The organism is Bacillus infantis, from assembly GCF_008180445.1.
In the GTDB taxonomy this organism is placed as follows: Bacteria; Bacillota; Bacilli; order Bacillales; family Cytobacillaceae; genus Bacillus_AB; species Bacillus_AB infantis_B.
The window spans coordinates 1-25,232 of record NZ_VTER01000009.1 but is presented as its reverse complement, the minus strand read 5'-3'; the positions used below and the strand labels follow the sequence as shown (position 1 = coordinate 25,232).

Here is a 25,232-nt window from a genome sequence, read left to right as displayed (position 1 = left end):
AACAGTTAAAAAAATAGTGTAAACAAAAAAAGGGCCAAGGCCCTTATTTCTGTAGGTTTATGCCGCACGAAAATCCTTACTGTTCACCCGAAGCTGGCGGTATTTGATAATCTGGCTGATATACCAGGCGAGCACGACGGCCGCCAGCGAGAAGCCAATGATCATGGACAGCCGGTAATCCATCCCCAATCCTTCAGGTGCGTAGAAAATATAGGTGCAGACGACGCCTGTCATGAACATGGCCGGCACCCCGCAGATCCAGTGAAAGCGGCTGTTCTTCAGAAGGTATACAGTGCCTGTCCATAGCATGACGGTTGCAACCACCTGATTGGTCCAGCCGACATATCTCCAGAGGAAGGTATAGTCAATGGTTGCCAGGAACAGGGCCGGCACTGCAACCAGCACGGTTACTAGGAGAATCTTGATTTTGCTTTCCATATTAAAGAACTTGGCAAAAATTTCAGTCAGGATCATACGGGAAGAGCGAAGTGCCGTATCTCCTGTGGTGATAGGCAGAATGATAACTCCAAGAATGGCCAGGATCCCGCCAAGTGTCCCAAGAAGGGAGGTGGAGATTTCATTCACGACTCCGGATGGGCCTCCTGCTGCGAGCGCCTCGCCAAGGCCGGCTGTTCCATTGAAAAAGGTCATGCCGGCTGCTGCCCAGATAAGGGCGATGACGCCTTCAGTAACCATGGCGCCATAAAAGATTTTGCGGCCGTCTGATTCTTTTTTCATCGTACAGGCGACAATCGGGCTTTGCGTACAGTGGAAGCCTGAAATGGCCCCGCATGAAATAGTGACCATCAATAGCGGCCAGATCGGCAGCTCCCCGGGATGAAGGTTCTCCAATGTCAGGTTGGGGATGCTTTTGCCGGAAAACAGCAAGGAAATGCCGATTGCCAATGCCATGAAAAGCAGGATACCCCCGAGCAGCGGATAAATCTTTCCGATAACGCGGTTGATCGGCAGGATGGTTGCCAGCAGGAAATAGGCAAAAATAATCAGCAGCGAGACCGTAAAGCTGAGAGGTGTCAGCTGGGCGATCAGCTGGGCGGGGCCGGCGGTGAAGGCGGCTGCCACCAGCACCATCAATACAAGCGAAACGGCGCTGATGATTGTTTTAACGGTTTGTCCGAGATAACGGCCGACAAGGGAAGGGTATTGCTCCCCCTGATGGCGGAGGGACATCATGCCTGAAAAATAATCGTGCACGCCTCCTGCAAAAATCGTCCCTATCACTATCCAGATAAATGCTACTGGTCCGTACAAAGCTCCAGCCACAGCACCGTAAATCGGCCCGAGGCCGGCTATATTCAGAAGCTGGATCAGATTTCCCTTCCACCAGCTCATCGGTACATAATCGAGATTGTCCCTTTTCGTATATGCGGGTGTCGGTGTGCTGTCATTAATGATGAATACGCGTTCCACAAATTTAGAATAAAAAACGTAGCCGAGTACAAGCAGGACTAGTGCTCCAAAAAAAGTAGCCATTATTGTTCTCCTCCTGTTGATTGCTTTTGGAATATGAAACATTTTAACACTTTTATGCATAAAAACAACAGATTTTTCAGAAAAAATATAAAATTTGGTTTATTGGCTCTGACACCATTTTTGCACCAGAGCCTATTTGATCATAAAGAAAGCCCTTACTGTTCAGCCGGCTTTTTTCCTGAATTCTTATAAGCGATGGTCTGTTGCTTCTAAAGAAATGGGGTAGCTGTACAAAAGCTGCTGACCAGGCAGCTTTTTAAAATTGGTCGGTAAATATATCCGCTTTGGAGAAAAGGATGTAAAATGGGGGGAACGAAGTAATCGGGAGGAGCTGTAATGAAAGCTGTTTTCTTTGATCTGGATGGGACCCTGCTGGACCGTGATGCTTCTATCAAAGAATTCTCAATTCAGCAGTATCAGAGATATTACGATAAACTCAGCCATATCCCTCAAGCTGTGTTCACGAATAGATTTAAAGAACTGGATGCCCGGGGATATGTCTGGAAAGATAAAGTCTATCAGCAGATGGAAGCGGAATTCACTTTCCAAGGGATTCCGGCTGAAGATCTTTTGATGGATTATCTTAATCATTTCCACCAAAGCTGTGTTCCGTTTCCCCATCTAATTGAAACATTGTCTGATTTGAGAGACAGGCAAATAAAGATGGGGATTATCTCGAATGGCAGATGGGATTTTCAAATGGCGAGTATCCAGGCTCTTCAGGTTGAGGAATATTTCGGAGTGATCCTGATTTCGGAGCGGGAGGGCATCAGCAAGCCGGATCCACAAATCTTTCACAGAGCGATGGACAGGCTCTGCGTATATCCATATGAGAGTGTGTTTGTCGGAGACCATCCGGTTAACGATATAGAAGGCTCTAAGAGGTGCGGAATGGAAGCTGTATGGAAGAGGGATCCAAACTGGAGTCATGCGGCTGTGAAGTGGAAGATTGATGATTTAAAAGAACTTCCGTTGTTGATAGATAGAATGAGAGGCGGCGAAGAGGATGGACTTGGTGCAAAAGCTGCTGAATAAAAATATTCGTGAGACTGAGCTTCAGGCTTGGGGCGCCTATTTGCGTTTTCAATGGGAATATAGCTTTGCAGGAGGGCTGAGCACTGCTGAGAAGGCGGGCGTCTATCTGCACGATTCGGACGGAGCGTGCGGATATCTCTGGCATCTTTTCAGCTGGAAGAAAGCGGAGTGTCTTGAAGGAGACGTTGCGGATGCAGCATTCGGCAGGGCAGATAAGGCAAGCTGCTATCTTTTTTACCAGCATTGCGACGAGGCTCTGATTCTCGAGGATGCCTTTGCCCTTCAAACCTGCGATCTGCTGGGAGAGGAAGATGTGTATATAACAGACAGGCAGTTCCGCTGGACCTATGTCAGAACACATGAGACAGGTTTGTGCGGGCCGTATTTCCATCATCTTGACCAATCTCCGGCTGCTATTATTCAAGCAGGCTCGGCCAGCACATAAGAAAGTCCCGGGAAATGGCCCCGGGACTCTTTATTTTGATTAATATGCATCTGTTCTATGCTTTTCACCGAAAACATGGCTGTCCAGGTATTTATGGAAGAACCATTCTCCAGCTGCAATGACGATGGCGCTGATGATGGAAGCGGTGATGATGTCACCGTCATTGGCAACAAGGTTATTGCCCATGAACCAAATAACCAGGAATGCGAGCACCGCGTCTGAAATAGTGGCAATCAAATTTCTTTTGCCCTGGTCTGAACGGTCTCCTGTTGTACGGAAGATTAACAGGTCGCCGGCAATATAAGCCAGAATGGTCAGAACCACACTAATGAGCAGGGAATCGATAAGACTTACATCAAAAAAGCCGGTTAAAATAATGCCCAGTACAACAGCAATCATTAAAAATTTAATGAGAAGTGCCTTAATATGTTCCATTGTTCATCCTCCTTCGTGTTGGTATATCCATTACTTAGCCTGGCCTGCCCGGGCATAAACCCAATTATTTTCCTGCAAGTAAGGGAATTAATACCAAAAGCAATCATGCTTAAAAGGATGGCAGGCGGGTAATGATTGGTAAAATCCTGAAAAATTGCTTCATGCTGATTCTATAAAATAGCTGTAATCCAGGGAAATATATGGCCAACATCCAACATGAAATGGAGCTGAGCAGCATGGAAGGGAAAGGGACCGACCAGCTTATTAAACTTTTGGAAGACGAGAGAAAGCTTTATGAAGATAAGCAGATCAAGCTGGCTATCGAGAAGGGGAGCGAAGAGAAGGAAGCTTATGTAAAGGGAATCTCAGAAGGATTATCGATTGCTGCAGCCATCATTTCCGGGGCCGGTGAGAAGTAAGCGACCCGGGCGAAGTAAAGGAGCAGCGGACATTGGTGAGGAAAGGCAAGGGCTGATATGGACAATTCTTTCATTGGCATTATACTATCTGCAATGGCAACAGGATTGGGCGCTGTTCCAATCCTGTTTTTGGATAGTATTAATGGGAAATTGAAGTGCATCCTGCTGGGATTTGCTTCAGGGGTCATGATGGCAGCGACAGCTTTCAGCCTTATACCTGAGGCACTTAAGGCCTCTAATTTACTGGTGCTCTCAATAGGGATGCTTGCCGGTACAATTGTACTGAACTATGTGAATTCAAAGGTTTCGGAGCTGGATGCCGGCGACATACGCTTTAATCCGGGCATCGACAGAAAAACGCTTATCATCGTCATTGCAATCATGCTTCATAATTTGCCGGAAGGCCTTTCGGTGGGGGTGAGCTACGGATCGGGCGAGGATAATCTCGGAACCATCATCGCTTTGGCTGTCGGGCTGCAGAATGCCCCCGAAGGGTTCCTGGTCGCCATTTACCTGCTCTCAGAAAATATCTCAAGAATTAAATCCCTCCTGATTGCCGCTCTTACGGGAGCGGTCGAAATTGTTACCGGGACGATCGGCTACTTTCTGGCATCAAAGGTGGATGGCCTTGTTCCATACGGCCTGAGCTTTGCGGCCGGGGCTATGCTTTTCGTGATCTTTAAAGAGCTGATCCCTGACAGCAATGAAAGGAAGGAAGAGAAAATTCCAACTTATGCTTTTGTACTCGGGCTCCTTGCTATGCTGTTCCTTGTCCACGAGTTTGGATAAGGAAAGGAAAAGGCAATGGCCGCAGGTTCGGAGAAGGAATCCGGAACCTGCGGCCATTGTTCTGAGAAAAAGCCGGCAGCAATTACTCGACACTGTTTGCCAGCTGTTCATGCCATTTTAAAGTCTGTTCTTCGTTCTCCCCATTGACGAAGATATGCTTTTTTCCCATTTCAATATAAATATAGGGGGCTTCTTTGTGGATAAAAAGGAGGCTGCTTCCATAGCCTTCTACCGTAAAGCGGCCTTTTGCAAGGGTGGACAGGCCAAAGCCGTTTTCCTTCCAGGTAACCTCCGGCATTTCCTCAAGCAGCTCTAACTTCGTAATACTCTCAAGCGGCCATTCATCCCCATACATGCCTGTTATTTCAAACGTTTCTTCTGTGATGGAGACCTCCGGCTTTTGATAGCCGAGATAGGTAAGGCCGCTGATGAACCCAATCACTACGAAGGAGAGTATGCTGGTGAACCAATACATTCTTTTCCTTTTGCGGGGAATTTCAAACTTGGACAAATAGATGCTGCCGCCGAGGAGGAAAAGAAGCATAAAGCCAATTTGGACTTCCATTGCATATGTGAAGCCCGTAAAGATCAGCGGAAGAAGGATGAGCATCCCGATTGCCGTCGCCAGCAGGAGGCCGCCCGTTTTCTGGGGCATTTTATTTTGAATGAGTTCCTCCTGCTCTGCTGCGGGACGTCCGGCAAAACCAGAAATGAGCCAGTAGTTCTTTTTATAGCGGATGGCCCATCCGAGAATAAAAAAAAGCACAATAACAAATACCTGTATACCTGCGAGGAACCACATTAAAAGCCACTCCTTTTTTGTTCACTAACCTACTTATACGGATGGAGAAGGACTTTGGATTCAGCTTTATGCGATTCCTGAACGGTAATTCTGGAGGAATTGCCTGTTTCTTCACGCCCTCCCATGCTTTCTGCCTCCAACAGAGATAGGCGTCTTATAGCCTTCTGCGTGTACATCTTCAATACTGGCATGTTCACTGTTATCAGCCAGTCCGAACTTGCCGGTCTCTCCTTCTGCCCGGACCTCTGAAACGCTGACATGCCGGATGCCTTCGCCAATGAGGATTCCCTGCTTTGCAGATCCTTGGATGGAGGCTTTGCTGATCTCTACATGATCGGCCCGCTGAGCTCCGCCGAACACTTTGACATCTGCTCCTGCCTGTTTAAAGCCCTGGATGGACAGGCGGTTAAGAACGACATTTCTCGCCCTGTATTGGATGGCAATGATTGGGTTGCCGGCATAGTCATATTCAGGGTCGCCTATCAGTGTGAATTGGTTGATCACAACATTTTTATAAGCTGATACAACCAATCCCCTGGGTCCAGAGCCAGCATAAAGGTCTGTATGCACCGGGTGGATGCTTACTATCTTTGTTGCCCTGATATTGCGGGCGGTCCGTGATTCCGGATCGCCGGCTTTATGGTGGCCGATGTGGCGGAAGTTAAAGGAGCGGTTATCATTGACAGAAAGGTGGCCGATGATCTGGACATCAGAGGCTGCTGAAGAATTATGATGTGCCTTGATTTCCACCCCGCCGAAGCAGCGTGCGGATGAGTTATTGACGAGCCAGACATTTCTTGAGCCATCATCCACTTCAATGCCGTTTGAATTGGAGAAGCCTTTTTTGTGGGTGCGGCCGCTTGGATCGCACATATGGCAGTTGGAGATCAGGATATTGTCGCTGTGATGGGTGGTGATCCCGTCATCTCCAAATCCATAGCCGTTCAGCTTGTCCAGCCAGACATAGCGGCTGCCTCCGCGTGCGCGGTAGCCATCTCCTGAGTAGTTATAAAGGGTGGACGAAATATCAAAACAGTGAAGGCCGGGATTGATGGCCTCTACATTTTTCACCCATCCATACTTGACGTTTGCATACGTAAGGCAGCTGGAGTGGTTTCCCCAGGTGCTTGTTTTAGCCTCATTGCCTAGCCTTTCGACGTTCCAGTCCAGGCTCAGGTTCTGGACAAGGATATGATGGTTTCCTTTCCAATGATTTGAATTGGTCACCAGCCTTGCCGCCTTAGGAGACTGGTCAAGAAGTTTTATGACTGTCAGGCCTTTTCCTTCTCCCTGCAGGATAGTCCATGAAGGGAGCTGAATGCCAGACACCAGATAGGTGCCGGCCGGAATGCTGACTTTTGCCCTGCCTTTGCCGATGGCCCGCCTGAAGGCTTCTGTATCATCGGTTATCCCATCTCCAGCTGCTCCGCATTCTTTAACACAACCCTCTTTTTCTAAGGTCTTGAAAAGCCGGGTATATTCCTGGTCAAGCTTCTTTTTCCAAAGAGGGGCAGCAATGCCGGATTCATCTACTATTGTACTGTCGGTCTCTTCATTTTTCCGGTCTGCGGTCAGTACCAGGCTTTCTGCCGCTTTAATCAATTTCTTGAAGAACCCTTTGCCGTAATCAGGCGTTTTTCCAATGTGTCCCGGGCCGGCAGTGGCTTTTCTCTCGTTAAACAGCCTGTCTGTCTCCTCGGCAAGCGTTTTTGTATCAAGCCCCGGGCTAAACTTATCTATCAGCTCTTTATTGCGGCAAGGATCATGCTGCTTATCCAAAAATAGCATTTACAGATCACCTCTATTCCTTTGAGCCTGCTGGCCCATTGTATTATTCCCGTCCGGACATGCTGCTAACCTTATTGCATCCAGAGGAGGGGAGGGAGGTGCAAAATAGGAAAAGAATAGACAGAAAATTGCAGCTGGGTTAGTTTTAATATAAGAATACATGTGAAAAGGAGATGAGTGCAAAGAAGCAGCAGGTGTCTTGCCTGAAAAAAATTTCGCTTCAAAGGAACAGATGCCCAGATTAAAAATAGATCATAAACGAAGGGAAGAGACTGGATGAATCCGTTTGTATTTGCCTGCATCACTCCGCATGGTGGAGAAATCATACCTGAACTGCAAGGAGAAAAACCGGAGCGCATGGAAAAGACGAGAAAGAGCATGGGGAGGCTTGGGGCCCTGATGGATAAAGCCCGGCCTGACAGTCTGATAGTGCTTACTCCCCATGGATCGCGCATCAATGGACAATTCTCAGTGGCTGTTTCTGAAAGGCTTGAGGGGGAAGTAGCTGAAAATGGTTCCTCCTTTATGATGGAGAGGAAAACCGATCTGATGCTTGCTGCCTCCATTTTGGCTGAGGCTGAAGCGAAAGGGCTTCCTGCAGCCGGAATCAATTACGGAACAAGTGCCGGCCCGCTATCCTGCCTTCCCCTCGATTGGGGTGCAATCGTACCATTGCGATTTATGCCTGAGGTGCCGGTTGTGGTCATTACACCTTCGAGAGAAATAGCTTATGAGCAGCATATCGCTTTTGGCAAGGCAATCAGAAAAGCAGCAGAAGAATCAGGGAGAAAGGTCGGCCTGATCGCCAGCTGTGACTGGTCTCATACGCATGACAGCGAAGGGCCTTATGGCTACCATCCGGCTGCGGAGGAATTGGACCGCCGGACAGCAGAATTGATAGAGTCAGGGAGGCTGGAAGATCTTGCTTTGTTCGATCCGGAGCTCGTGGAGAATGCAAAGCCGGACGGGATCTGGCAGACACTGATCCTGGCAGGGGCAGTCCCGGAGGAGGAACGGCACAGCAGGCTGTTCTCTTTCGAAGCGCCCACCTATTTTGGATTGATTTGCGCCGCTTATTATCAGAACCGGGAGGCAAGGGAAAATGATTGATTGGCAAAGGGAAGCAGAGGTACGGAAAAACGATCTGATGAAGGATCTGATCGGGATATTAGAAATTGCCAGCATCAAAGATTTATCCACGGCAACTGCAGAAAGGCCGATGGGGGATAAAATCGGCGAAGCGCTGGAGTATATGCTGAAGCTTTCTGAAGAAGCAGGCTTTACAGTGAAAAATGTGGATGGGATGGCCGGGCATGCCGAGCTGGAAGGCGGCGGGGAGGGAACAATCGGCATTCTTTGCCATGTGGATGTTGTTCCAGCCCCCGGCGAATGGACAACACCGCCCTTTGAACCTGAGGTAAGGGAAGGCAGACTGTATGCACGTGGAAGCATAGATGACAAAGGTCCGACACTTGCCGCTTTTTATGGATTAAAAATGGTCAGGGAACTTGGACTTGAGCTAAGGAAAAATGTCCGGATCATCTTCGGGACAGATGAGGAGAGCGGGATGAGCTGCATGCGCCATTATGCAGAAGCAGAGCTTATGCCGGAGGAAGGCTTTGCTCCTGATGCGGTTTTTCCGATCATCAATGCTGAAAAGGGCCAGATGAATGTGAAATTGGCAATTGGGACGGGCAGGAAAGAACAGGGGCAGGAGAGGGTCTTGTCCCTGCTGTCCTTCCAATCGGGCAGCCGCATTAATATGGTGCCTGAAAGTGCTTCTGCCAGTGTGGCAGGTCCTGATGCTGGGCAGCTGGAAAAAGACTTTATCCTTTTCTGTAATGTGAACGGCGTCCGCGGAGATGTTGCCATAACTGATGATGTCGCTACTTTCAATTTGTATGGAACTGCAGCCCATGGGATGGAGCCTTTCAAAGGTGTGAATGCAGGAACCCTGCTTGCCGTTTTCCTGGCGGATTTGGATGTACAGCACACCGGGGCGGAATTCCTTTCTTTCTTAAAGCTTCTCCATGGGGATTTTTACGGCCACAGGCTTGGCGTTTCATACAAAGATGAAGTATCCGGTCCGCTGACAGTCAATCCGGGCATCATCTCCTTTGATCAGGCTGGGGAAAGCTTTGTGCAGCTGAATATCCGCTGCCCGGTTTCCTCCGTTTATGAAGATCTGAAAAAAAGGCTGGAGGAAGCGGCTGAGTCGCAGGGGTTTGACCTTGAAGATTACAGAGAGTCGCAGCCTCATTATGTGGCCCCGGGACATCCGGTGATTGAAGCCCTTCAAAAGGCATACCAGGAAGAGACGGGAGAAGAGCCGGTCCTTTTGTCAACAGGAGGAGCCACCTACGCCAGGTTCATGAAAAAAGGGGTCGCCTTTGGCGCCTGCTTCCCCGGTAAAGAGATGACTGCCCATCAAAAAGACGAATACATTGAAGTGGACGATCTCGTGAAGGCGGAAGCCATCTATGCACGGGCTATTTATGAGCTTGCAAAATAAAAAAGGCTGTCTGATCATCTTTTATTCATGTGGCGGCAGCCGGTCTGGCATAGGTGATCCCTCTCGATTTTAAAAGGTTAAACAAAATCAATTTAAGCAAAGAAGCTCAGCATGAAGCTGAGTTTTTTTGCTGTTCATCTTTATTTGTTATTGTAAACGCTTGGTCCAAAGTGTAAAATTACACTAATTATAAAAATAAGGGAAGTGCTGGAATGCTTGGTAAATGGATTCTGTATTTTGGGATTGCCCCGTTCCTTCTATCTATGCTGTCTTTCTTTTTTCTTGGGGCCTGGCCGGACTATGCTTTTCTCCTGCAGATTATCGTGCTGGCGGCAGGCGGACTGCTGATTGGTACATTTAAAAGCAGGAAACTGAACGAGAACGATTGGCTTCTTGCCTGTGGACCGCTCGTATATACAGCAGTCATATGGGCGGTTTTTATGATACTGACAGGAGGGTTTTCCGGCCACGAATACTGGCTGTTTTATGGTATCCTTCATATTCCCTTTGCCCCCATATTCATTTTCTCATCCCTCATGGGCGAAGGGCGGACCTTCTTATGGGCACCGCTGACATATGAGATGGCATTCCTGCCGCCTATTGTTGTTTCAATGATTCTAAGGAAAAATGACGTTCGGATGGTTCACAAAAAGAAGGCTGCCATTCTATCTGTAGTATTTGTGCTCTCGATAGGCAGCGGAGCCTTCATCCATTTGGAGCGGAGCAGAACCGTCCTCCCTTCTTATGGTTTCGACTATGCTGGCGGCTACTCAAGCACAGATCTGACACCTTATGATATAACCAATACGAACAACCGGCTTCCCACACTTGAGGGAGGAGCTGATTTTTCAATTGCGGATGCCGGTTCCATGCCAGTGCTGGACGGAGCAGAAGCAGCATACCCTGTATATTCAGCCTTTGCGAATGCAGTTTATAAAAATGTCCGGGAAGTTTCCTTTGAAAAGGAAGTGGTGAGCTTCACCAATACCATCTATGCTTATGAACGCCTTCTGTCAGGAGAGGCGGATATTTACTTCGGTGCTGAGCCCTCCGCTGAGCAGCGGAAAATGGCCGAAGATGCAGGGAAGGAACTCGTGATGACCCCCATTGGAAAAGAGGCATTTGTATTCTTCGCCAACCCGGAAAACAGCATTAAAAGCCTTACTGTTGAACAGGTAAAAGACATTTATTCAGGAAAAATAAAAAACTGGTCGGAGGTTGGCGGAAGCAGCGGCAAAATCATTGCGTTTCAGCGGCCAAAAAATTCAGGAAGCCAGACGCTCCTGGAGAAAATCATGGGTGATACACCTATCATAGAGCCGTTGAAGGAAGAGGTCCCTGAGGGCATGGGCGGAATTATTGAGCAGGTTGCGGATTACCGGAACTATGACAATTCCCTCGGATTTTCCTTTCGCTTCTTTGCCACAGGAATGAACGGAAACACGGACATCAGGCTTCTAGCGATAGATGGCGTGGACCCAAGCCCGGAGAACATTGCCTCTGGAACATATCCATTTACTGCTTCCCTGTACGCCATAACTCTCAAATCCAATACCAACAAAAACATCCCTCCGTTCCTGGAATGGATGCAGGGTGAGCAAGGGCAGCAAATAGTGGAAGAAATCGGGTATATAAAGGAATTTGAAAGCTGAGCGGGGTTACTATAGAAAGGAAAAATCAGGGGGACTAAACGGTCCCTTTTTCCAATGGCTGGAACCTTTTCATGCTCCAATCCGTAATACAGACAGACAGGAGGAGACACTATGAATCATTTATCGGATTTAAAAACTTCAATAACCCCTTTTGAATGCGCTATGAAACTGCTGGAATCGGAACCATTGAACACAGATAAAATCTATGAAGAGTACCATACGCCTGCCGAAGGAATTGAGTTCTGTGTCCTTGTGTTTGAAAGATTTTATTTCCGCACGGGTGGAAGGGCGTCACTGACGGTCATCATGGAAAATGTAAGAGGAGATAACAAAGTGAGATGCATTTCTGCGGGAAGCGCGGAAAGCTTGATCAGCTTTGATTGGGGAGCAGGCAAAAGCTTTGTCAATAAGGTGAAGGAAATTCTGGGGCCTTATACATTGGGAAATAATTTAAAATAGAAAACTCATGATAGAAATTCACCTGATAACAAATTCCTTTATATGGTAAACTGTTAGAAAGTACAATAATAGATTAAGAGGTGTGTTTTGTGCTGAAAAAGAAGAAGCTGGTAATAGGGATAGGAATTCTTGCAGCCCTGGCCATTATGCTGCTGATGGATGCTATTAAAATTTCAAATGAAAAACAACCTCCAAATCCGGTGGTCATGGTTGATGGGGAGAAAGTAGATGCCGATCTGCGGGGCTATACCTGGCTTGGTGAGACACAGGCAGTGAAAAGGGCGAATGCAGCTTCTGTAACAGAAGTGAAACCCCGTTCTGAATTAACAGTGAAATCGGGACAAGGGATGAGCCTGAATACTATGTGATAGACACGATTTACGGAAGTGACCGAAAAAAGCCGATAACAAATGAATCGTATACTCTCACCAACCAGCCTGGCCCTGTGACGGTGAGAATCAAGGCGAAATGGGAAGAGGGACAGGCAGAATATACATTAAGCTTGAACGTTGAAGAGGAGACCGAATACCAGGAACTGCTGGCTGATGAAGATGGTGAATATACCGTCCTGGCTATAAGGGAAAATGACCAGGCAGACCTGGGCGTTCCGGAGGATGTATATGAAGCTGGCGCCAAAAGTGTGTACTTTAGGAATCTGGATACAGTTCAAAGACTATTTACTGACCTGGAAGTCCAGCAGGCTCCATATTTTATTGTGTTTAGCTTTGAAAAGCCGGTCCTTAGAACAACTGATCCAGGAAAAGCTGCTGACTACTTAAGAACTCATGCTGACTGAAAATTGCCCGGCTTAAAAAGGTACAGGCTGCTGCCCTTCATCATATATTCCTTTTCAGCAGAGATTAAAGCGCATCATTATAAAGCAGCCATTTGATTTTCCACATATTCATTTAACTCGAAATAGCCGCCCGGTTTCATGTATAATAGTGGGTGAGACTTACTATTTTCTGCAGGCATGGAATGGTTTTTCCATGCAGCCATAGATCAGATATAAGTGAAAGAGAGTGGAACAGATGGGCCGTAAATGGAATAATATCAAAGAAAAAAAGGCATCGAAGGATGCGAATACCAGCCGGTTATACTCAAAATTTGCACTGGAAATATATGTGGCAGCAAAGCAGGGGGAGCCGGATCCGGAATCCAATCAGGCGCTTAAGTTTGTGCTCGAGCGCGCCAAAACTTATAACGTGCCAAGAGTCATCATCGACCGTGCGATTGATAAAGCAAAGGGCGGCGGAGAAGAGAGCTATGACAACCTCCGTTATGAAGGCTTTGGGCCGAGCGGTTCAATGGTCATCGTGGATGCACTCACCAATAATGTGAACAGGACCGCATCCAATGTCCGCGCGGCATTCGGAAAAAATGGCGGAAACATGGGCGTCAGCGGCTCTGTATCCTATATGTTTGATGCAACGTCGGTTTTCGGACTTGAAGGCAAGTCAGCTGATGAAGTGCTGGAAATCCTGATGGAAGCAGATGTCGATGCACGTGATATCCTTGAAGAAGAGGATACAGTCATCGTTTATGCCGAGCCTGATCAATTCCATGCCGTCCAGGAGGCTTTGAAGGCTGCCGGGGTTGAAGAGTTTACAGTAGCAGAGCAAACGATGCTTGCTCAGAATGAGCTTTCCTTATCTGAAGAAGACCTTGCCCAGTTCGAAAAGCTGGTCGATGCCCTTGAGGATCTGGAAGATGTCCAGCGTGTGTACCACAACGTGGATTTGGGAGAATAATTAAAAAGCAGGCTTTCCTTGTTGGGGAGCCTGCTTTTTCTTATTTATCTGCTCACAAAGAAAGGCAGTTTCTCGATGCCTGCGAGGCGGGCGTATGTAAACAGCTGTCCTTTATGGTGTATTTCATGGTCTTTGGCATTTTCAAGGAGTACGATCCCCGGCATGGTCATGCCGTAGAAATCGACTGTTTTCCCAAGCTGGTCCTGGGTCAGCTCTTCAAGTGCTGCTTTTGTTTTAGAAGTTTCCTCCTGGACAAGTGCTTTTAGCTGCTCCAATGTTTCAATGGCCGGATACTCAGGCGGCGGCGTAAATTCGCCTTTCTTCACTGTCTGCACAAACATCTCCATAGAACCTGCTATATGTGCTGTCAGCTCAGAAACAGACATCCCCTGCTCCCATGCTTTGAAATCCTGCTGCCCTTCTTCAAGTGTGCCGAGCAGTTCGATCAGCGCGTTTCTGTGGCCAAGCCAGCCTTGGATGAATCCATTCCATTTATCCATTAAGATCTTCCTCTCTTTTTATGAAAAATTCAGGCTGTGCCTCCACATCCTGCTGCCATCAGTATAATTCACTTTCCCGGGGCATTCAAAGGTAGTGCCTGCATAAAAGAGCGCCACTCACAGGGGGCCTTTGGTAGAATGGAATGTATAGATTTAGAGGGGGGACAGGATTATGCCTGGACATATCCATCATATTGAAATCAACGTATCTGATTTGCAGAAAACCATTAAATTCTGGGGCTGGTTTTTAGAAGAGCTTGGCTATGAATCTTTTCAGGAATGGGAAAAGGGGCGGAGCTGGAGGCTGGATGAAGCCTATATCGTATTTGTGCAGACAGAGGAGAAATACCTTGATATCCCATATCATCGTTCAGGGACGGGCCTGAATCACATTGCCTTTCATGCTGATTCCCGCATCCAGGTCGACCGGATGGCAGAACAGCTAAAAAAGAACGGGGTCAACCTCCTTTATGAGGACAGATACCCATATGCCGGCGGTGAGGGCCATTATGCAGTATTCTTCGAGGACCCGGACCGGATAAAGGTTGAGCTTGCCGCACAATAAAAAAGGCCGGAAAAAAGATTCCGGCTTTTTTGCTTTATTTTGTACTAACAGCCATTTCCAAAGCTTCAAGCGGCACTTTCTTTGTCTCGAGCTCGTAGATTCTTTCTCCATCTTCCCAGTAAATATCATTTTCGACCTCATTGCCGCCCTGCCTGTAATGAACTTTGATGCGGCCATCATCATGTGGTGCAGGGAGGTAATGGGACTCAAGATAATCAACCATCTGGCGTGCAACTGCCTGATCATCCATTTGATCTTCTGAGACTGAGCTGATCTGGAGGATCCAATTGCCCTCTTTCCAGCTCAAGTATTTGTGGCCTGCAGCTCCCTCGCCCATACCCTTAATATCATGGCCGAGATCTATAGCCATTTCTGCCGGTATCTCATCATCAACCGACATTGGCGGAAACAGTTCCTGATCATTGTCAGCTGCTGTTTTAATATGGGCTTTGAAGACAGCGACAACAGGGGCATCTCCATCTGGGGTTAATAAAGGGTCGTTAACAGGAACCACTTCATTTGTCTGGTAAAAGGTCACCTGATAGGAATCTGTCTTATCCTCCTCAATGGAGGCTGAGAGATGGGAGCCTTCCTTCAAAGAAAATGAAGAGGGCAGGATAGCATTCTCCATCTTCAGCTGCTCTTTCACACTCCCGATGACGTCATCGGTTGTCTGGGTGCTGCCAGAATGGCTGTTTTCTTCCTCTGTGCTGTTTTCTTCTGTCCCATCTGCTTCGGCTTCATTTTCATCTGCATTGGTTTCTGTGTTTTGATCGTCAGGCATTGCGGTCTCATCCTGCTGGGTTTCTTCCGGAGCAGGTGAACCCGCGCCATCAGTTCCGGAACAGCCTGCTGCAGATATGGCAAAGGCTAGTGAAACCGGCAGCATCAGTCTTTTTTTATTCATTGAAAATCCTCCTATTTAGAATTGATATTAGATGTTTTCCCTATCTTTGCTGGAGGAAACGGTAGGTCAGCGCTGGAAAATTGAGAGACTGACCGACGTAGTAAATACTTTTGCTGGGTACTACGAGAATAGGATGGATTTTCGGATGGGACTGCTAATTTCCGTTCCAGGCACTTCGCTTTCCGCGGGGCGAAGTTGAGCCTCCTCGCGCTGCGCGCTGTGGGGTCTCAACATTTCCGCTGCAATCCCGCAGGAGTCTACGTGCCTTGCACTCCAATTAGCAGGTTTTCCAAAAATTTTTGGGCAAGGAAACAGGCAAGGCATTGTATGTTTATCCATTTTCATACCAACAGTGTTTAATGTATATCTACGTAAAAATTAAAGGAAGGACAGAAGGTTTCTTCTGTCCTCTTTATCTGTCAATCGTCACTGAAACAGCTGTCGTCCTTAATCCTCCTGCTTCTTAATCTTGGAAGGATTATTGATCTTATAACGCACATCCTTATTCAGCTTCCGGTCGACGATTTTGGCTTCGAAGGTCAGCCTGTTTCCTTCGGCCAGCTCTGCTTTTTTCAGTGTTTTGCTGTAGCTGCACCAGGCTTCGCCAACTTCGAGAGGGCTTTCTCCTGTAATCTGCACCTGCTCAAAGACAATGATTTCTTCATCAGTCTCGTTAAAATGATTATATTTTGTGGTGAATTCCTTAATGGCCGCCTCAAATGGAACCTTTTCAGACGGAAGGTCAAGGGGAGGAGCTTTTCTCTTTTTCTTCTCTGCCGTCTTATTGTCATTCCCTGCCTTTGCCTGGGCCTTCACCGGCTCTCCTGCTTCCGGAAGCCCGGTATCCTGCGGGGAATCTCCCGTTTCAAGGGCACTGCCTTTGCCAAAGGAAGAGCTCTGCATTTCTTTTAAGTAGGCAGGATGGACGCAGTGAAGAGCGTCATTGGAAAACGCCACTACAGCCGTTTCATGATTGCCTGTCTGCAAAAATCCTTTTATGGCGACAGTATAAGCGGAAGCACCGCGTTTATAAGAAAATTCCTGTTTAGCATTTTTGGCGGAGGCTGTAATCAATCCCCACTCCCTTAATTTAGCCGCATAGTCATTTTCATCGGCAAAGGTGAAAAATTCGCCGGGTGGTATCGTTTTGAACATGGATGATCCTCCTATTTTATTTTCTACTTGAACCAGCCTTTTTTCTTGAACCAGGCAAACATGGCAAGCCCGATAGTGAGCATGACCAGCAGAGTGGCATAATAGCCGCTGTCCCATTCCAGCTCTGGCATATGCTCAAAATTCATCCCGTATATCCCTGCGATGAAGGTGAGCGGCATGAATATGGTCGTAATGACCGTCAGCACCTTCATGACCCTGTTTGTCTGATGGGCATTCAATGATAGATAGCTGTCCCTGATATCGGTAGTCAGCTCCCGATTCTCTTCAATCATCTCGGCAAGCTTCAGGAGATGGTCATGGATATCGGAAAAATATTTGATTTTTTCCTGGAAGCCAGCGAGCCGCTGGGAGTTCAGCATCCTGTAGATCAGATCCCTCATCGGGGCGACAGTGTGCCTCAGGGCCAGGAGATCGTGCCTGGCATCAAAGAGATCTTCGAGCAGAAGCTCCATCGGCCTGTCCTTTGAATTTTCGTCAATATCATTCAGCGTGTCCTCCAGCTGGTAGACGAGCGGAAAGTAGTTGTCCACAATTTTATCAAGAATATGGTATAGAACCAAGAGCGGCTCCCATTTATCAGGCGAGTTGGACAGCCTGAGCCTTTCCCTGACATCTTCTATTTCAGTGGAGGGATGGTGATGGAAAGTAATCACATAATTTTTCCCGAGGAAAAAGTTAACTTCTTCACGAACAATCGTATCCGGATTGACACTATGCGTAACAAAAAATGCATAGTCTTCATAATAGTCGAGCTTTGGGCGCTGAAGCACATGGATACAGTCCTCGATGGCCAGAGGATGGAAATTCAGCGGCTTCCTCAGCAGTTCGATTTCTGCATCGGATGGATTGCTGAAATCCGCCCAGTACCAGAGAATATCCTCTTCCAGCAGCCTGGTGATATCCCAATTGCTCTTAATTTCATGATTCTTAGTAACCGCAATCGTTCTGATCATATTATCTCCTTTTAACAGTGCATCCTCTTTATAATAAACGAAATAATCGCTTAAATAAAATTTGAAAATGGGTTGATGATACAGGCTTTTTCTGTGAAATAAAGACATAAGACCGATTGACCCGTTATTTTTTAGGAAATTCGGGTAATAAATAAGTACTAACACAATTGAATGATATTATCTTATAAAAACAGGAGGCAGAACTATATGAATTCCGAATACAAACCGAACCAATTCAACCAGGATCAATATTTATCATCCATCCATGACCTAGCGGATAAAGACAGCTGGAAGACAAGAAAGATTCTGTCTCAGGAAACAACAGAATATACAGATGCAGTGAACGAAGTCATTGGAAAAGTGCAGGGCGAGTGGCTTGAAGCCAAACGATATGATGAAATAGACAAAGCTTTGGATGATAAAGATGAAGAGCGTTTTCAGGCGCTTACATCAGAAAACTGGGAAGCGGTGTTATAAAACAGGATGAATAGAAGAGAGAATATATTTATATTTCCGAGATCGGGCCCATCTTTTCAATTTGGAAATGAGCCCGATTTTTTTTTTGTTTATCCGTTATTTATGGGATAATAGTGGAAATAACGGATATTTCCTTTTAAAAGCATATACATAGGAGCTTGCCATAAATGAGATTTTTCGCCAGGAATTATACCATGCTGGTATGGATTATTATATTATGTTTCATATTTTTAGTGGATGAGGCTATTAAAACAGCTCTTGCCTATTATTTTCCTCCACGGAACTTGTGGGTGTTCGAATTGATCCATACAGTGATCAGTGTAGGGCTCCTGATTGTATTGTTCCTCGTTTTTATCCAAAAGGGCATCCAGAAAACGACAGCCGAACTGAGAAAAAGCAATCAAAGGCTTAACAATATCTTTGATACCCTTGACGTCGCCATCTGGCATCATAATATGAAGAGCGGCAGGCTGATGATTACCTCCGGAATTGAAAAGCTGTATGGCTTTCCTCGGGAATCGTTTTACAAGGACCATGATTTATGGAGAAAAGTCATCCATCCGAACGATGTATCTGTCCTGAAAGAACGTGAAGAAAAAGTTGAACATGGCGAGCCGGTTGTGAGCATATACCGGATCATCCGCCCTGAAGGGGGAATCCGGTGGATACAGGATAGAGGAATCCCCGTCCTTGACAAAAAAGGCAGGCTGATAGAATTTTCGAGCGTCCTGTTTGATATAACAGACAGAAAAGAAAGTGAAGACCGGTACCGGGGCCTTGTTGAGCTGTCTCCTGACTTTATAGGGGTTATTTCCGGGAATGTCATTGTATATATCAATGAAGCAGGATGCCGGCTGATCGGCGCTTCCAGTAAAGAACAGCTTCTTGGGAAGCCTATTATTAACTTTGTCAATAAAGAGGCAACCTCTGAAATTTATAATACGCTGCTGGCAGCAGACAGCGACCTGGCTGGGAAGAGGCGCTTTGAGGTACAGGCTAAAAGGCTTGATGGCGTCCTTGTTGATGTGGAAGTATCCTCCATGCCGATCCGGTACGGCGGCAGAGAAGCTGTACAGGTGATTGGCCGGGATATTACGGAACGGAAAAAGTCTGAAAAGACCATGGAGTATATGGCGTTTTATGACACATTGACAGGACTGCCAAACCGGAATGAAATCATGAGGCGGCTGCAGGGAATTCTGAACAGCGGAAAAGAGAAAGCGGCGGTTTTATTCTTGGATTTGGACCGCTTCAAAATTATCAATGATACAAAAGGCCATTCTACCGGCGATCTGCTCCTTAAAAAGGCAGGTATCCGTTTGGAGGATACTGTAGGAAGCCTCGGGCTTGTAGCCAGGCAGGGCGGTGATGAATTCATCATCCTTTTTGAAGAAAAAGAAAAGCAGCAGATAGAAGGTGCGGCACGGGCAATCCTCGAGCAGTTCAACAGGCCTTTCATCCTGGAAGGAGAAGAGTTTTATATTACACCAAGTATCGGCATCAGCCTGTATCCTGAGCATGGGACTGATCAGGAAACGCTGATCAAGCATGCAGATACAGCCATGTATCTGGCCAAGGAAAGAGGAAAGAATAATTTTCAATTTTACACCTCTTCCCTTGAGGGGCTGGCCTCCCGGAAAATGGCTTTGGAGAATGGACTGCGCAAAGCGCTTGACCGCGGTGAGCTTCTTCTTCATTACCAGCCGCAGATAGATCTGAAGACAGGGAAGCTGAAAGGGACAGAGGCGCTCGTGCGCTGGCAGCGTCCAGATGGAGGGCTTGTTCCTCCCGGGGAATTCATACCGCTGGCAGAAGAGACCGGTCTGATTGTGCCGATGGGAAAATGGATCCTGCGGACAGCATGTGAACAGCATAAGCGCTGGAAGTCGGAGGGAGCCGGATCGGTTCCGATAGCAGTCAATATATCAGTCCGGCAGCTGGAGGATCCTGAATTCATCATGTATGTAAAATCTGTTCTGTCTTCCTGCGATATTGAGCCTGGCTGCCTTGAATTGGAGATTACAGAAAGCATCATGCAGAACATCGAAAAGGCGACCATTGCCCTGAATGAATTAAAAAAGATAGGCATCCGGCTTTCCATTGATGATTTCGGAAAAGGCTATTCCTCATTAAGCTATTTGAAGCACCTGCCGATCGACACTATCAAGATTGATAAGTCGTTTGTAGACGATATACTGGATCCTGCCCAAAATGGATCGCTTGTGAAGGCCATAATCGATATGGGCTTAAATCTGAATTTCAGTGTAGTCGCTGAAGGCATTGAACATAAAGAACAGGCAGAGTTCCTGCTGAAAAACAATTGCCCGGTTGGCCAGGGATACTACTTCAGCAGGCCTGTAACAGGGGAAGTATTTAAGGAGTTCATTAAAAGTTTACAATAAGGAAAACCCAAGCCGCAGAAGGGCTTGGGTTTTCTCTTTATTTACTTTTGTCTGCATATACGGCCATCGTGTCACGCATGAAGATAGCGAGGCCTTCCCCGAATTGATCAATATTTTTGGTGAAGCGCTCATCATCGACATACAGCTGCCCGAGCCCCTTGAAGGCATCCAGTGAATAGCTGCCCATTTTGTTCAGGAATTTAAACCATTCTCCTATTGCCTCTTGGGCTTCATCAGAGTCAGGGGCCAGATGCCGCACTTCCGCGAGGCTCCGGTAAATCCCGTTCATGGAATCCCCCATTTTTTGCTGCTCTTCTTTTGTCATGTTGGAAATCTTTTTATTTGAGGCATCTACAGCTTCATCCCCCCAGCGTTCACGGGCTTCCTGCTCATAGGGATTGGAACCGAAGTCAAAGCCTTCAAATCTTTCTTTATTTGACATGTGTATCTCTCCTTTTGCATGCCTGATCGTTTTATCCAGCGATGCAATCATCTTATCCAGGCGGCTGCGCTTTTCGAGCAGCATTTCCCGGTGCAGCTCGAAGGCCTTCTGCTGGTCAAACGAAGGGCTGCTGATAATATCTTTGATTTTCTTCAAAGGGAAGCCGAGCTCTTTGAAAAAGAGGATCTGCTGCAGGGTTTGCAGGTTTTCATCTGAGTACAGCCGGTAGCCTGCTTCCGAGAGCTCATCCGGGACGAGGAGCCCGATTTCATCATAATGATGCAGTGTGCGCACACTGATGCCGGCCAGATCGGCAGCTTCTTTCACTTTCATGGCCATTGTTCCGGCCTCCCTTCAACCAATACTTTAAAGTATTACGCAGCGTGAGAGTCAACATGTAAAATAGAAGAATTTATAAAAAGGCACAATAAAAAAGAAAGCCCGCGGAGGTGCAGGGCAGGAGGGGGACAAGGTGTCTTTACCTGCGTTCCTTATATGAGCAAGCGCCCTCCGCTTTTCTATTTGTCCAGCTCCGGGCGCTAGCCCCTCGAGTCATAAGCCACTTTAGGATTGAAGGCAAAGAACGCCTTCTATCCTAAAGCGTCTTATGCTTGTCGGGGCTGAGCAAGCGCCCTTCGCTTTTCTATTTGTCCAGCTCCGGGCGCTAGCCCCTCGAGTCATAAGCCACTTTAGGATTGAAGGCAAAGAACGCCTTCTATCCTAAAGCGTCTTATGCTTGTCGGGGCTGAGCAAGCGCCCTCCGCTTTTCTATTTGTCCAGCTCCAGCGGCTAGAGCCTCGAGTCATAAGCCCCGGCAGAATTAAAGGCAAAGAACGCCTTTTATTCTGCCGGGGCTTATGCTTGTCGGCTCTGGGCAAGCCGCTTCCGCTTTTCTATTTCAATTTATCGTTCAGTACACTTTCTTCCAGAACGGAAAATTTATCGCCATAGACTTTGGTGATATGGCGTTCGCCCCAGGCACAGAGTGCGTCAAGGATGCTTTCCAGAGATTTGCCGTAGTCGCTGAGCTCGTATTCGACCTTGGGAGGCACCTGGTTGTATACAATCCTGTTGATGACACCGTCCTCCTCAAGCTCGCGAAGCTGCTGGGTGAGCATTTTCTGTGTGATATTCGGCATGAGCCGTTTCAGCTCGCTCGTCCGTTTCTTCCCGTGGGTAAGGTGGCAGAGAATCACAGTCTTCCATTTCCCGCCGATTACTTCAAGGGTGGCTTCCACCGATATATTGTATTTCTTTTTCTCCATCATGATCACTCCTGTTTCATAGGAACTAAAAGGTGCCTATAGAACTTTTCGGTGCCTATAGCACTATAAAGTACGTACTTTTCAAAAGAAACGCTATATCCCATAATAGCATTTGCCGGCAGGAAATTGCTATACTCATAAAATTTTCATAGACAGGAATAGGAGGAGAAAAATATGCCATCTGGCAAACAAACAAGTTTGCTTCCGCTGCTTGCGCTTGCAGTCAGTGCGTTTGCAATCGGAACAACTGAATTCATTTCAGTCGGGCTGCTGCCGATGATCGCGGAAGATTTGAATATTCCCGTCACCACAGCAGGACTGACTGTTTCTATATATGCACTGGGGGTCATGTTCGGAGCGCCTGTCCTTACCTCGCTCACAGCTAAAATGTCCCGCAAATCACTTTTGCTTTGGATCATGGTGGTATTCATTGCAGGGAATATCATTGCTGCATCCTCAGGCAGCATAGGTATTCTCCTTGCAGCGCGGATTATTTCTGCCTTGAGCCACGGGGTGTTCATGTCCATCGGCTCTACCATTGCCGCCGATTTAGTGCCGAAGGATAAGAGGGCAAGCGCCATTTCAATCATGTTCACAGGGCTGACTGTTGCCACAGTAACAGGTGTTCCGTTTGGGACATTCCTCGGCCAGCAGTTTGGCTGGAGATTTGCTTTTGTGGCCATTGTCGTGATCGGCATCATTGCCTTTATTGCCAACAGCATCCTTGTGCCAAAAAATCTTTCAAAAGGGTCGAAAGCTGCATTTGCCGATCAGATCAAACTGATTACAAACGGCAGGCTGCTGCTGGTTTTTATCATTACTGCGCTTGGCTACGGCGGCACATTCGTTGTATTTACGTATCTGTCACCGCTGCTGCAGGAAGTGACCGGCTTTAAAGCTGGTACAGTGGCTGCCATTTTGCTTTTATATGGAATTGCCATTGCGATAGGAAATATGGCCGGCGGCCGCCTGGCGAACAAAAATCCGATCAGGGCACTCTTTTATATGTTCATCATTCAGGCTGTGGTTCTGCTGCTGCTCACATTTGCTGCACCTTATAAGACTGCAGGCTTGATTGTCATCCTGCTGATGGGGCTGTTTGCATTCATGAACGTCCCAGGGCTGCAGGTATATGTGGTCATGCTGGCAGAACGGTTTGTCCCTGGAGCGGTGGATGTTGCTTCTGCTATTAATATTGCCGCCTTCAACGCCGGAATTGCGATTGGCTCTTACTTGGGAGGCCTCGTCACGGACTCTATCGGGCTGATCCATACACCGTGGATTGGTGCCGCAATGGTGCTTGGCGCTGTCATTCTAACAGGCTGGAGCATGAAGCTGGAAAACCGGGATATGAAAACAACAAGCATCAATGGGGGAGCTGCTTAAAGCAGCTTCCGGAAAAATAAAGGAGGAACCGTGATGATGAAAAGCATTCAAGATCAAACAGTTTTAAATAATGGTGTGGAAATGCCATGGATCGGATTGGGCGTTTTTAAAGTAGAAGAAGGGCCGGAGCTTGTTAACGCCGTAAAATCAGCCATCAAGCTGGGTTACCGGAGCATAGACACAGCTGCCATTTATGGAAATGAAGAAGGCGTTGGACAGGGAATCAGGGGGGGGATTGCGGAAGCAGGCATATCACGCGAGGACCTTTTTATCACATCAAAGGTGTGGAACAGTGATTTAGGCTATGAGTCAGCAATCCAGGCGTATGAAACTAGCCTGCAGAAGCTTGGGCTAGAATATCTGGATCTGTATCTTATCCATTGGCCGGTGGAAGGGAAGTATAAAGACGCATGGCGTGCGCTTGAAACTCTTTATAATGAAGAAAAAGTAAGAGCTATAGGCGTGAGCAACTTCCAAGTGCACCACCTGGAGGAATTGTTGAAGGATGCTGAGGTCAAGCCGGTGATCAATCAGGTGGAATATCATCCGCGGCTTACCCAGCAGGAAGTAAAAGCATTCTGCCGGGAAAATGGAATCCAGCTTGAGGCGTGGAGCCCGCTTATGCAGGGGCAGTTGTTGGACAATGATATCATTACTAGCATTGCAGAGAAGCACGGTAAATCTGCAGCCCAGGTTATCCTGCGCTGGGATTTGCAGAATGGTGTGATTACAATTCCTAAATCCACGAAGGAGCACAGGATAGCTGCCAATAGTAATATATTTGATTTTGAACTGTCAAGCGATGAAATGGAGCAGATCAGCTCACTGAATCAAAATCTGCGTGTAGGGCCGGACCCGGATCATATTGATTTTTAATAGGGAAACGAAAAAGCCCCGGCAGGGTCTGCGTAAAATCTTGTGTAAGTAATATTCGACAATCTTCTCAAGGCAAGAAATTATAGGTATAAAAAGATATAGGCTGGCAATACTATAATTGCCTTTTACCATAAAACAGGATAGGGCAATGCAGAAGTGCAACCTGAGCGGTTTTATGGCTTTTACACTAAAACGGATAGATTATGCTGTCCGTTTTTTTGTTTGTCCGTTTTAGGGAAAACAAAAGCGATAAACTTCAGGGGTTTGGGGACAGAGTCCCCAATCATGATGTTTGGTTTAAGATCTCAAGCTGGTTCAATATCATATCCCAATTACGGTAACGCATTGTCCATTTCTTCGTAATATTTTGAGCGGCCAAATAAAGCATTTTTCTTAAGCTGTCATCATTAGGAAAAATAGACTTAGTTTTTGTTACTTTTCTAAATTGGCGGTGAAGACCCTCAATAATATTCGTAGTATATATTATCTTCCTAATTTCTGGTGGATATGCAAAGAAGGCGGCCAAAATATCCCAATTTTCTTCCCAGGACCTAACCGAAGAAGGATATTCTTTCCCCCACTTTTCTTTAAATTCCATCAATCTTTCCCTTGCCGTTTCTTCGTTGATTGAAGTATAGATTAGCTTTAAATCAGCGACAAATTCCTTTAAGTGTTTATAAGATACATATTTGGTACTTGAGC

General features: G+C 46.9%; 27 protein-coding genes. 16 read left to right on the top strand and 11 right to left on the bottom strand.

Annotated elements, in window-relative coordinates; translation table 11 throughout:
• Nucleotides 1–57: 57 nt before the first annotated feature.
• Nucleotides 58–1,494, bottom strand: coding sequence for a carbon starvation CstA family protein (locus FZD51_RS17630; protein ID WP_148975973.1), 1,437 nt, complete (start codon nt 1,492–1,494; stop codon nt 58–60).
• 336 nt (nt 1,495–1,830) lie between these two features.
• Here FZD51_RS17630 and FZD51_RS17625 point away from each other — a divergent pair, with 336 nt between their 5' ends.
• Both FZD51_RS17625 and FZD51_RS17620 read left to right on the top strand, forming a co-directional pair.
• Entirely contained in the window at nt 1,831–2,529 is a 699-nt protein-coding gene (locus FZD51_RS17625; RefSeq protein WP_148975972.1) for an HAD family hydrolase, read from the top strand.
• Entirely contained in the window at nt 2,501–2,974 is a 474-nt protein-coding gene (locus FZD51_RS17620) for a DUF4275 family protein (protein ID WP_148975971.1), read from the top strand. The genes FZD51_RS17625 and FZD51_RS17620 overlap by 29 nt, the downstream gene beginning before the upstream one ends.
• A 39-nt stretch (nt 2,975–3,013) precedes the next feature.
• Here the strand turns inward: FZD51_RS17620 and FZD51_RS17615 are convergent, their stop codons facing one another.
• Nucleotides 3,014–3,409 (bottom strand): DUF2512 family protein, encoded by a 396-nt coding sequence (locus FZD51_RS17615; protein WP_148975970.1) that lies wholly within the window; start codon nt 3,407–3,409, stop codon nt 3,014–3,016.
• A 200-nt stretch (nt 3,410–3,609) separates the two neighbouring features.
• On the opposite strand from FZD51_RS17615, the gene FZD51_RS17610 reads away from it, so the two are divergent.
• Nucleotides 3,610–3,828 (top strand): hypothetical protein, encoded by a 219-nt coding sequence (locus FZD51_RS17610; RefSeq protein WP_148975969.1) that lies wholly within the window; start codon nt 3,610–3,612, stop codon nt 3,826–3,828.
• A 57-nt stretch (nt 3,829–3,885) separates the two neighbouring features.
• Nucleotides 3,886–4,617, top strand: a complete 732-nt coding sequence (locus FZD51_RS17605) for a ZIP family metal transporter (RefSeq protein WP_148975968.1) — start codon at nt 3,886–3,888, stop codon at nt 4,615–4,617.
• Nucleotides 4,618–4,699: 82 nt separating this feature from the next.
• Here FZD51_RS17605 and FZD51_RS17600 read toward each other — a convergent pair whose 3' ends face one another.
• Complete coding sequence (locus tag FZD51_RS17600) at nt 4,700–5,419, bottom strand: DUF3784 domain-containing protein (protein WP_148975967.1); 720 nt, start codon at nt 5,417–5,419, stop codon at nt 4,700–4,702.
• Between the two features lie 111 nt (nt 5,420–5,530).
• A complete protein-coding gene (locus FZD51_RS17595) occupies nt 5,531–7,207 on the bottom strand; it encodes a glycosyl hydrolase family 28-related protein (protein ID WP_148975966.1) in 1,677 nt (558 codons plus the stop codon).
• Between the two features lie 276 nt (nt 7,208–7,483).
• Here FZD51_RS17595 and FZD51_RS17590 point away from each other — a divergent pair, with 276 nt between their 5' ends.
• The 7 genes from FZD51_RS17590 (at nt 7,484) to FZD51_RS17560 (ending at nt 13,581) form a co-directional block, all read left to right on the top strand.
• Nucleotides 7,484–8,317, top strand: coding sequence for a DODA-type extradiol aromatic ring-opening family dioxygenase (locus FZD51_RS17590; RefSeq protein ID WP_148975965.1), 834 nt, complete (start codon nt 7,484–7,486; stop codon nt 8,315–8,317).
• Nucleotides 8,310–9,719, top strand: coding sequence for a dipeptidase PepV (gene pepV / locus FZD51_RS17585; protein WP_148975964.1), 1,410 nt, complete (start codon nt 8,310–8,312; stop codon nt 9,717–9,719). Before FZD51_RS17590 ends, pepV begins: the two co-directional genes overlap by 8 nt.
• A gap of 212 nt (nt 9,720–9,931) precedes the next feature.
• Nucleotides 9,932–11,371 carry a substrate-binding domain-containing protein gene (locus FZD51_RS17580; RefSeq protein ID WP_148975963.1) on the top strand — a complete coding sequence of 480 codons (1,440 nt, stop codon included), beginning with the start codon at nt 9,932–9,934 and terminating at the stop codon, nt 11,369–11,371.
• Nucleotides 11,372–11,482: 111 nt separating this feature from the next.
• Nucleotides 11,483–11,830 (top strand): DUF6054 family protein, encoded by a 348-nt coding sequence (locus FZD51_RS17575; protein ID WP_148975962.1) that lies wholly within the window; start codon nt 11,483–11,485, stop codon nt 11,828–11,830.
• A gap of 89 nt (nt 11,831–11,919) precedes the next feature.
• Nucleotides 11,920–12,198: a hypothetical protein gene (locus tag FZD51_RS17570; RefSeq protein WP_148975961.1), complete on the top strand. Its 279-nt coding sequence runs from the start codon at nt 11,920–11,922 to the stop codon at nt 12,196–12,198.
• Nucleotides 12,195–12,626, top strand: coding sequence for a hypothetical protein (locus FZD51_RS17565; protein WP_148975960.1), 432 nt, complete (start codon nt 12,195–12,197; stop codon nt 12,624–12,626). Before FZD51_RS17570 ends, FZD51_RS17565 begins: the two co-directional genes overlap by 4 nt.
• Before the next feature lie 235 nt (nt 12,627–12,861).
• The gene (locus FZD51_RS17560; protein ID WP_129613642.1) at nt 12,862–13,581 is read left to right on the top strand and encodes a YebC/PmpR family DNA-binding transcriptional regulator; all 720 of its coding nucleotides are present in this window, start codon (nt 12,862–12,864) and stop codon (nt 13,579–13,581) included.
• 44 nt (nt 13,582–13,625) lie between these two features.
• On the opposite strand, the gene FZD51_RS17555 is transcribed toward FZD51_RS17560, so the two are convergent.
• Nucleotides 13,626–14,081: a DinB family protein gene (locus tag FZD51_RS17555; protein WP_148975959.1), complete on the bottom strand. Its 456-nt coding sequence runs from the start codon at nt 14,079–14,081 to the stop codon at nt 13,626–13,628.
• Nucleotides 14,082–14,250: 169 nt separating this feature from the next.
• Between FZD51_RS17555 and FZD51_RS17550 the strand changes: the two genes are divergently transcribed.
• On the top strand, nt 14,251–14,646 hold the full coding sequence (locus FZD51_RS17550; protein WP_148975958.1) for a VOC family protein: 396 nt from the start codon (nt 14,251–14,253) through the stop codon (nt 14,644–14,646).
• Between the two features lie 34 nt (nt 14,647–14,680).
• On the opposite strand, the gene FZD51_RS17545 is transcribed toward FZD51_RS17550, so the two are convergent.
• The 3 genes from FZD51_RS17545 to corA all read right to left on the bottom strand — a co-directional run bounded on the left by FZD51_RS17545 (nt 14,681) and on the right by corA (nt 17,682).
• Nucleotides 14,681–15,553 (bottom strand): hypothetical protein, encoded by an 873-nt coding sequence (locus FZD51_RS17545; RefSeq protein ID WP_148975957.1) that lies wholly within the window; start codon nt 15,551–15,553, stop codon nt 14,681–14,683.
• A 447-nt stretch (nt 15,554–16,000) separates the two neighbouring features.
• Nucleotides 16,001–16,708 carry a hypothetical protein gene (locus FZD51_RS17540; protein ID WP_148975956.1) on the bottom strand — a complete coding sequence of 236 codons (708 nt, stop codon included), beginning with the start codon at nt 16,706–16,708 and terminating at the stop codon, nt 16,001–16,003.
• Between the two features lie 23 nt (nt 16,709–16,731).
• Nucleotides 16,732–17,682, bottom strand: coding sequence for a magnesium/cobalt transporter CorA (gene corA / locus FZD51_RS17535; RefSeq protein ID WP_148975955.1), 951 nt, complete (start codon nt 17,680–17,682; stop codon nt 16,732–16,734).
• 207 nt (nt 17,683–17,889) lie between these two features.
• On the opposite strand from corA, the gene FZD51_RS17530 reads away from it, so the two are divergent.
• Nucleotides 17,890–18,159, top strand: a complete 270-nt coding sequence (locus tag FZD51_RS17530) for an IDEAL domain-containing protein (protein ID WP_187445809.1) — start codon at nt 17,890–17,892, stop codon at nt 18,157–18,159.
• Between the two features lie 167 nt (nt 18,160–18,326).
• Nucleotides 18,327–20,561 carry an EAL domain-containing protein gene (locus FZD51_RS17525; RefSeq protein WP_148975953.1) on the top strand — a complete coding sequence of 745 codons (2,235 nt, stop codon included), beginning with the start codon at nt 18,327–18,329 and terminating at the stop codon, nt 20,559–20,561.
• A gap of 37 nt (nt 20,562–20,598) precedes the next feature.
• Here FZD51_RS17525 and FZD51_RS17520 read toward each other — a convergent pair whose 3' ends face one another.
• Nucleotides 20,599–21,342 (bottom strand): MerR family transcriptional regulator, encoded by a 744-nt coding sequence (locus FZD51_RS17520; RefSeq protein WP_148975952.1) that lies wholly within the window; start codon nt 21,340–21,342, stop codon nt 20,599–20,601.
• A 554-nt stretch (nt 21,343–21,896) separates the two neighbouring features.
• Nucleotides 21,897–22,268 (bottom strand): winged helix-turn-helix transcriptional regulator, encoded by a 372-nt coding sequence (locus FZD51_RS17515; protein WP_022543312.1) that lies wholly within the window; start codon nt 22,266–22,268, stop codon nt 21,897–21,899.
• Nucleotides 22,269–22,442: 174 nt separating this feature from the next.
• Between FZD51_RS17515 and FZD51_RS17510 the strand changes: the two genes are divergently transcribed.
• Together FZD51_RS17510 and FZD51_RS17505 are read left to right on the top strand one after the other, a co-directional pair.
• Nucleotides 22,443–23,654, top strand: coding sequence for an MFS transporter (locus FZD51_RS17510; RefSeq protein WP_148975951.1), 1,212 nt, complete (start codon nt 22,443–22,445; stop codon nt 23,652–23,654).
• Between the two features lie 36 nt (nt 23,655–23,690).
• Entirely contained in the window at nt 23,691–24,530 is an 840-nt protein-coding gene (locus tag FZD51_RS17505) for an aldo/keto reductase (RefSeq protein ID WP_148976115.1), read from the top strand.
• 283 nt (nt 24,531–24,813) lie between these two features.
• On the opposite strand, the gene FZD51_RS17500 is transcribed toward FZD51_RS17505, so the two are convergent.
• A partial coding sequence (locus FZD51_RS17500) for a transposase (RefSeq protein ID WP_148975950.1) occupies nt 24,814–25,232 on the bottom strand: 419 nt, incomplete at its 5' end.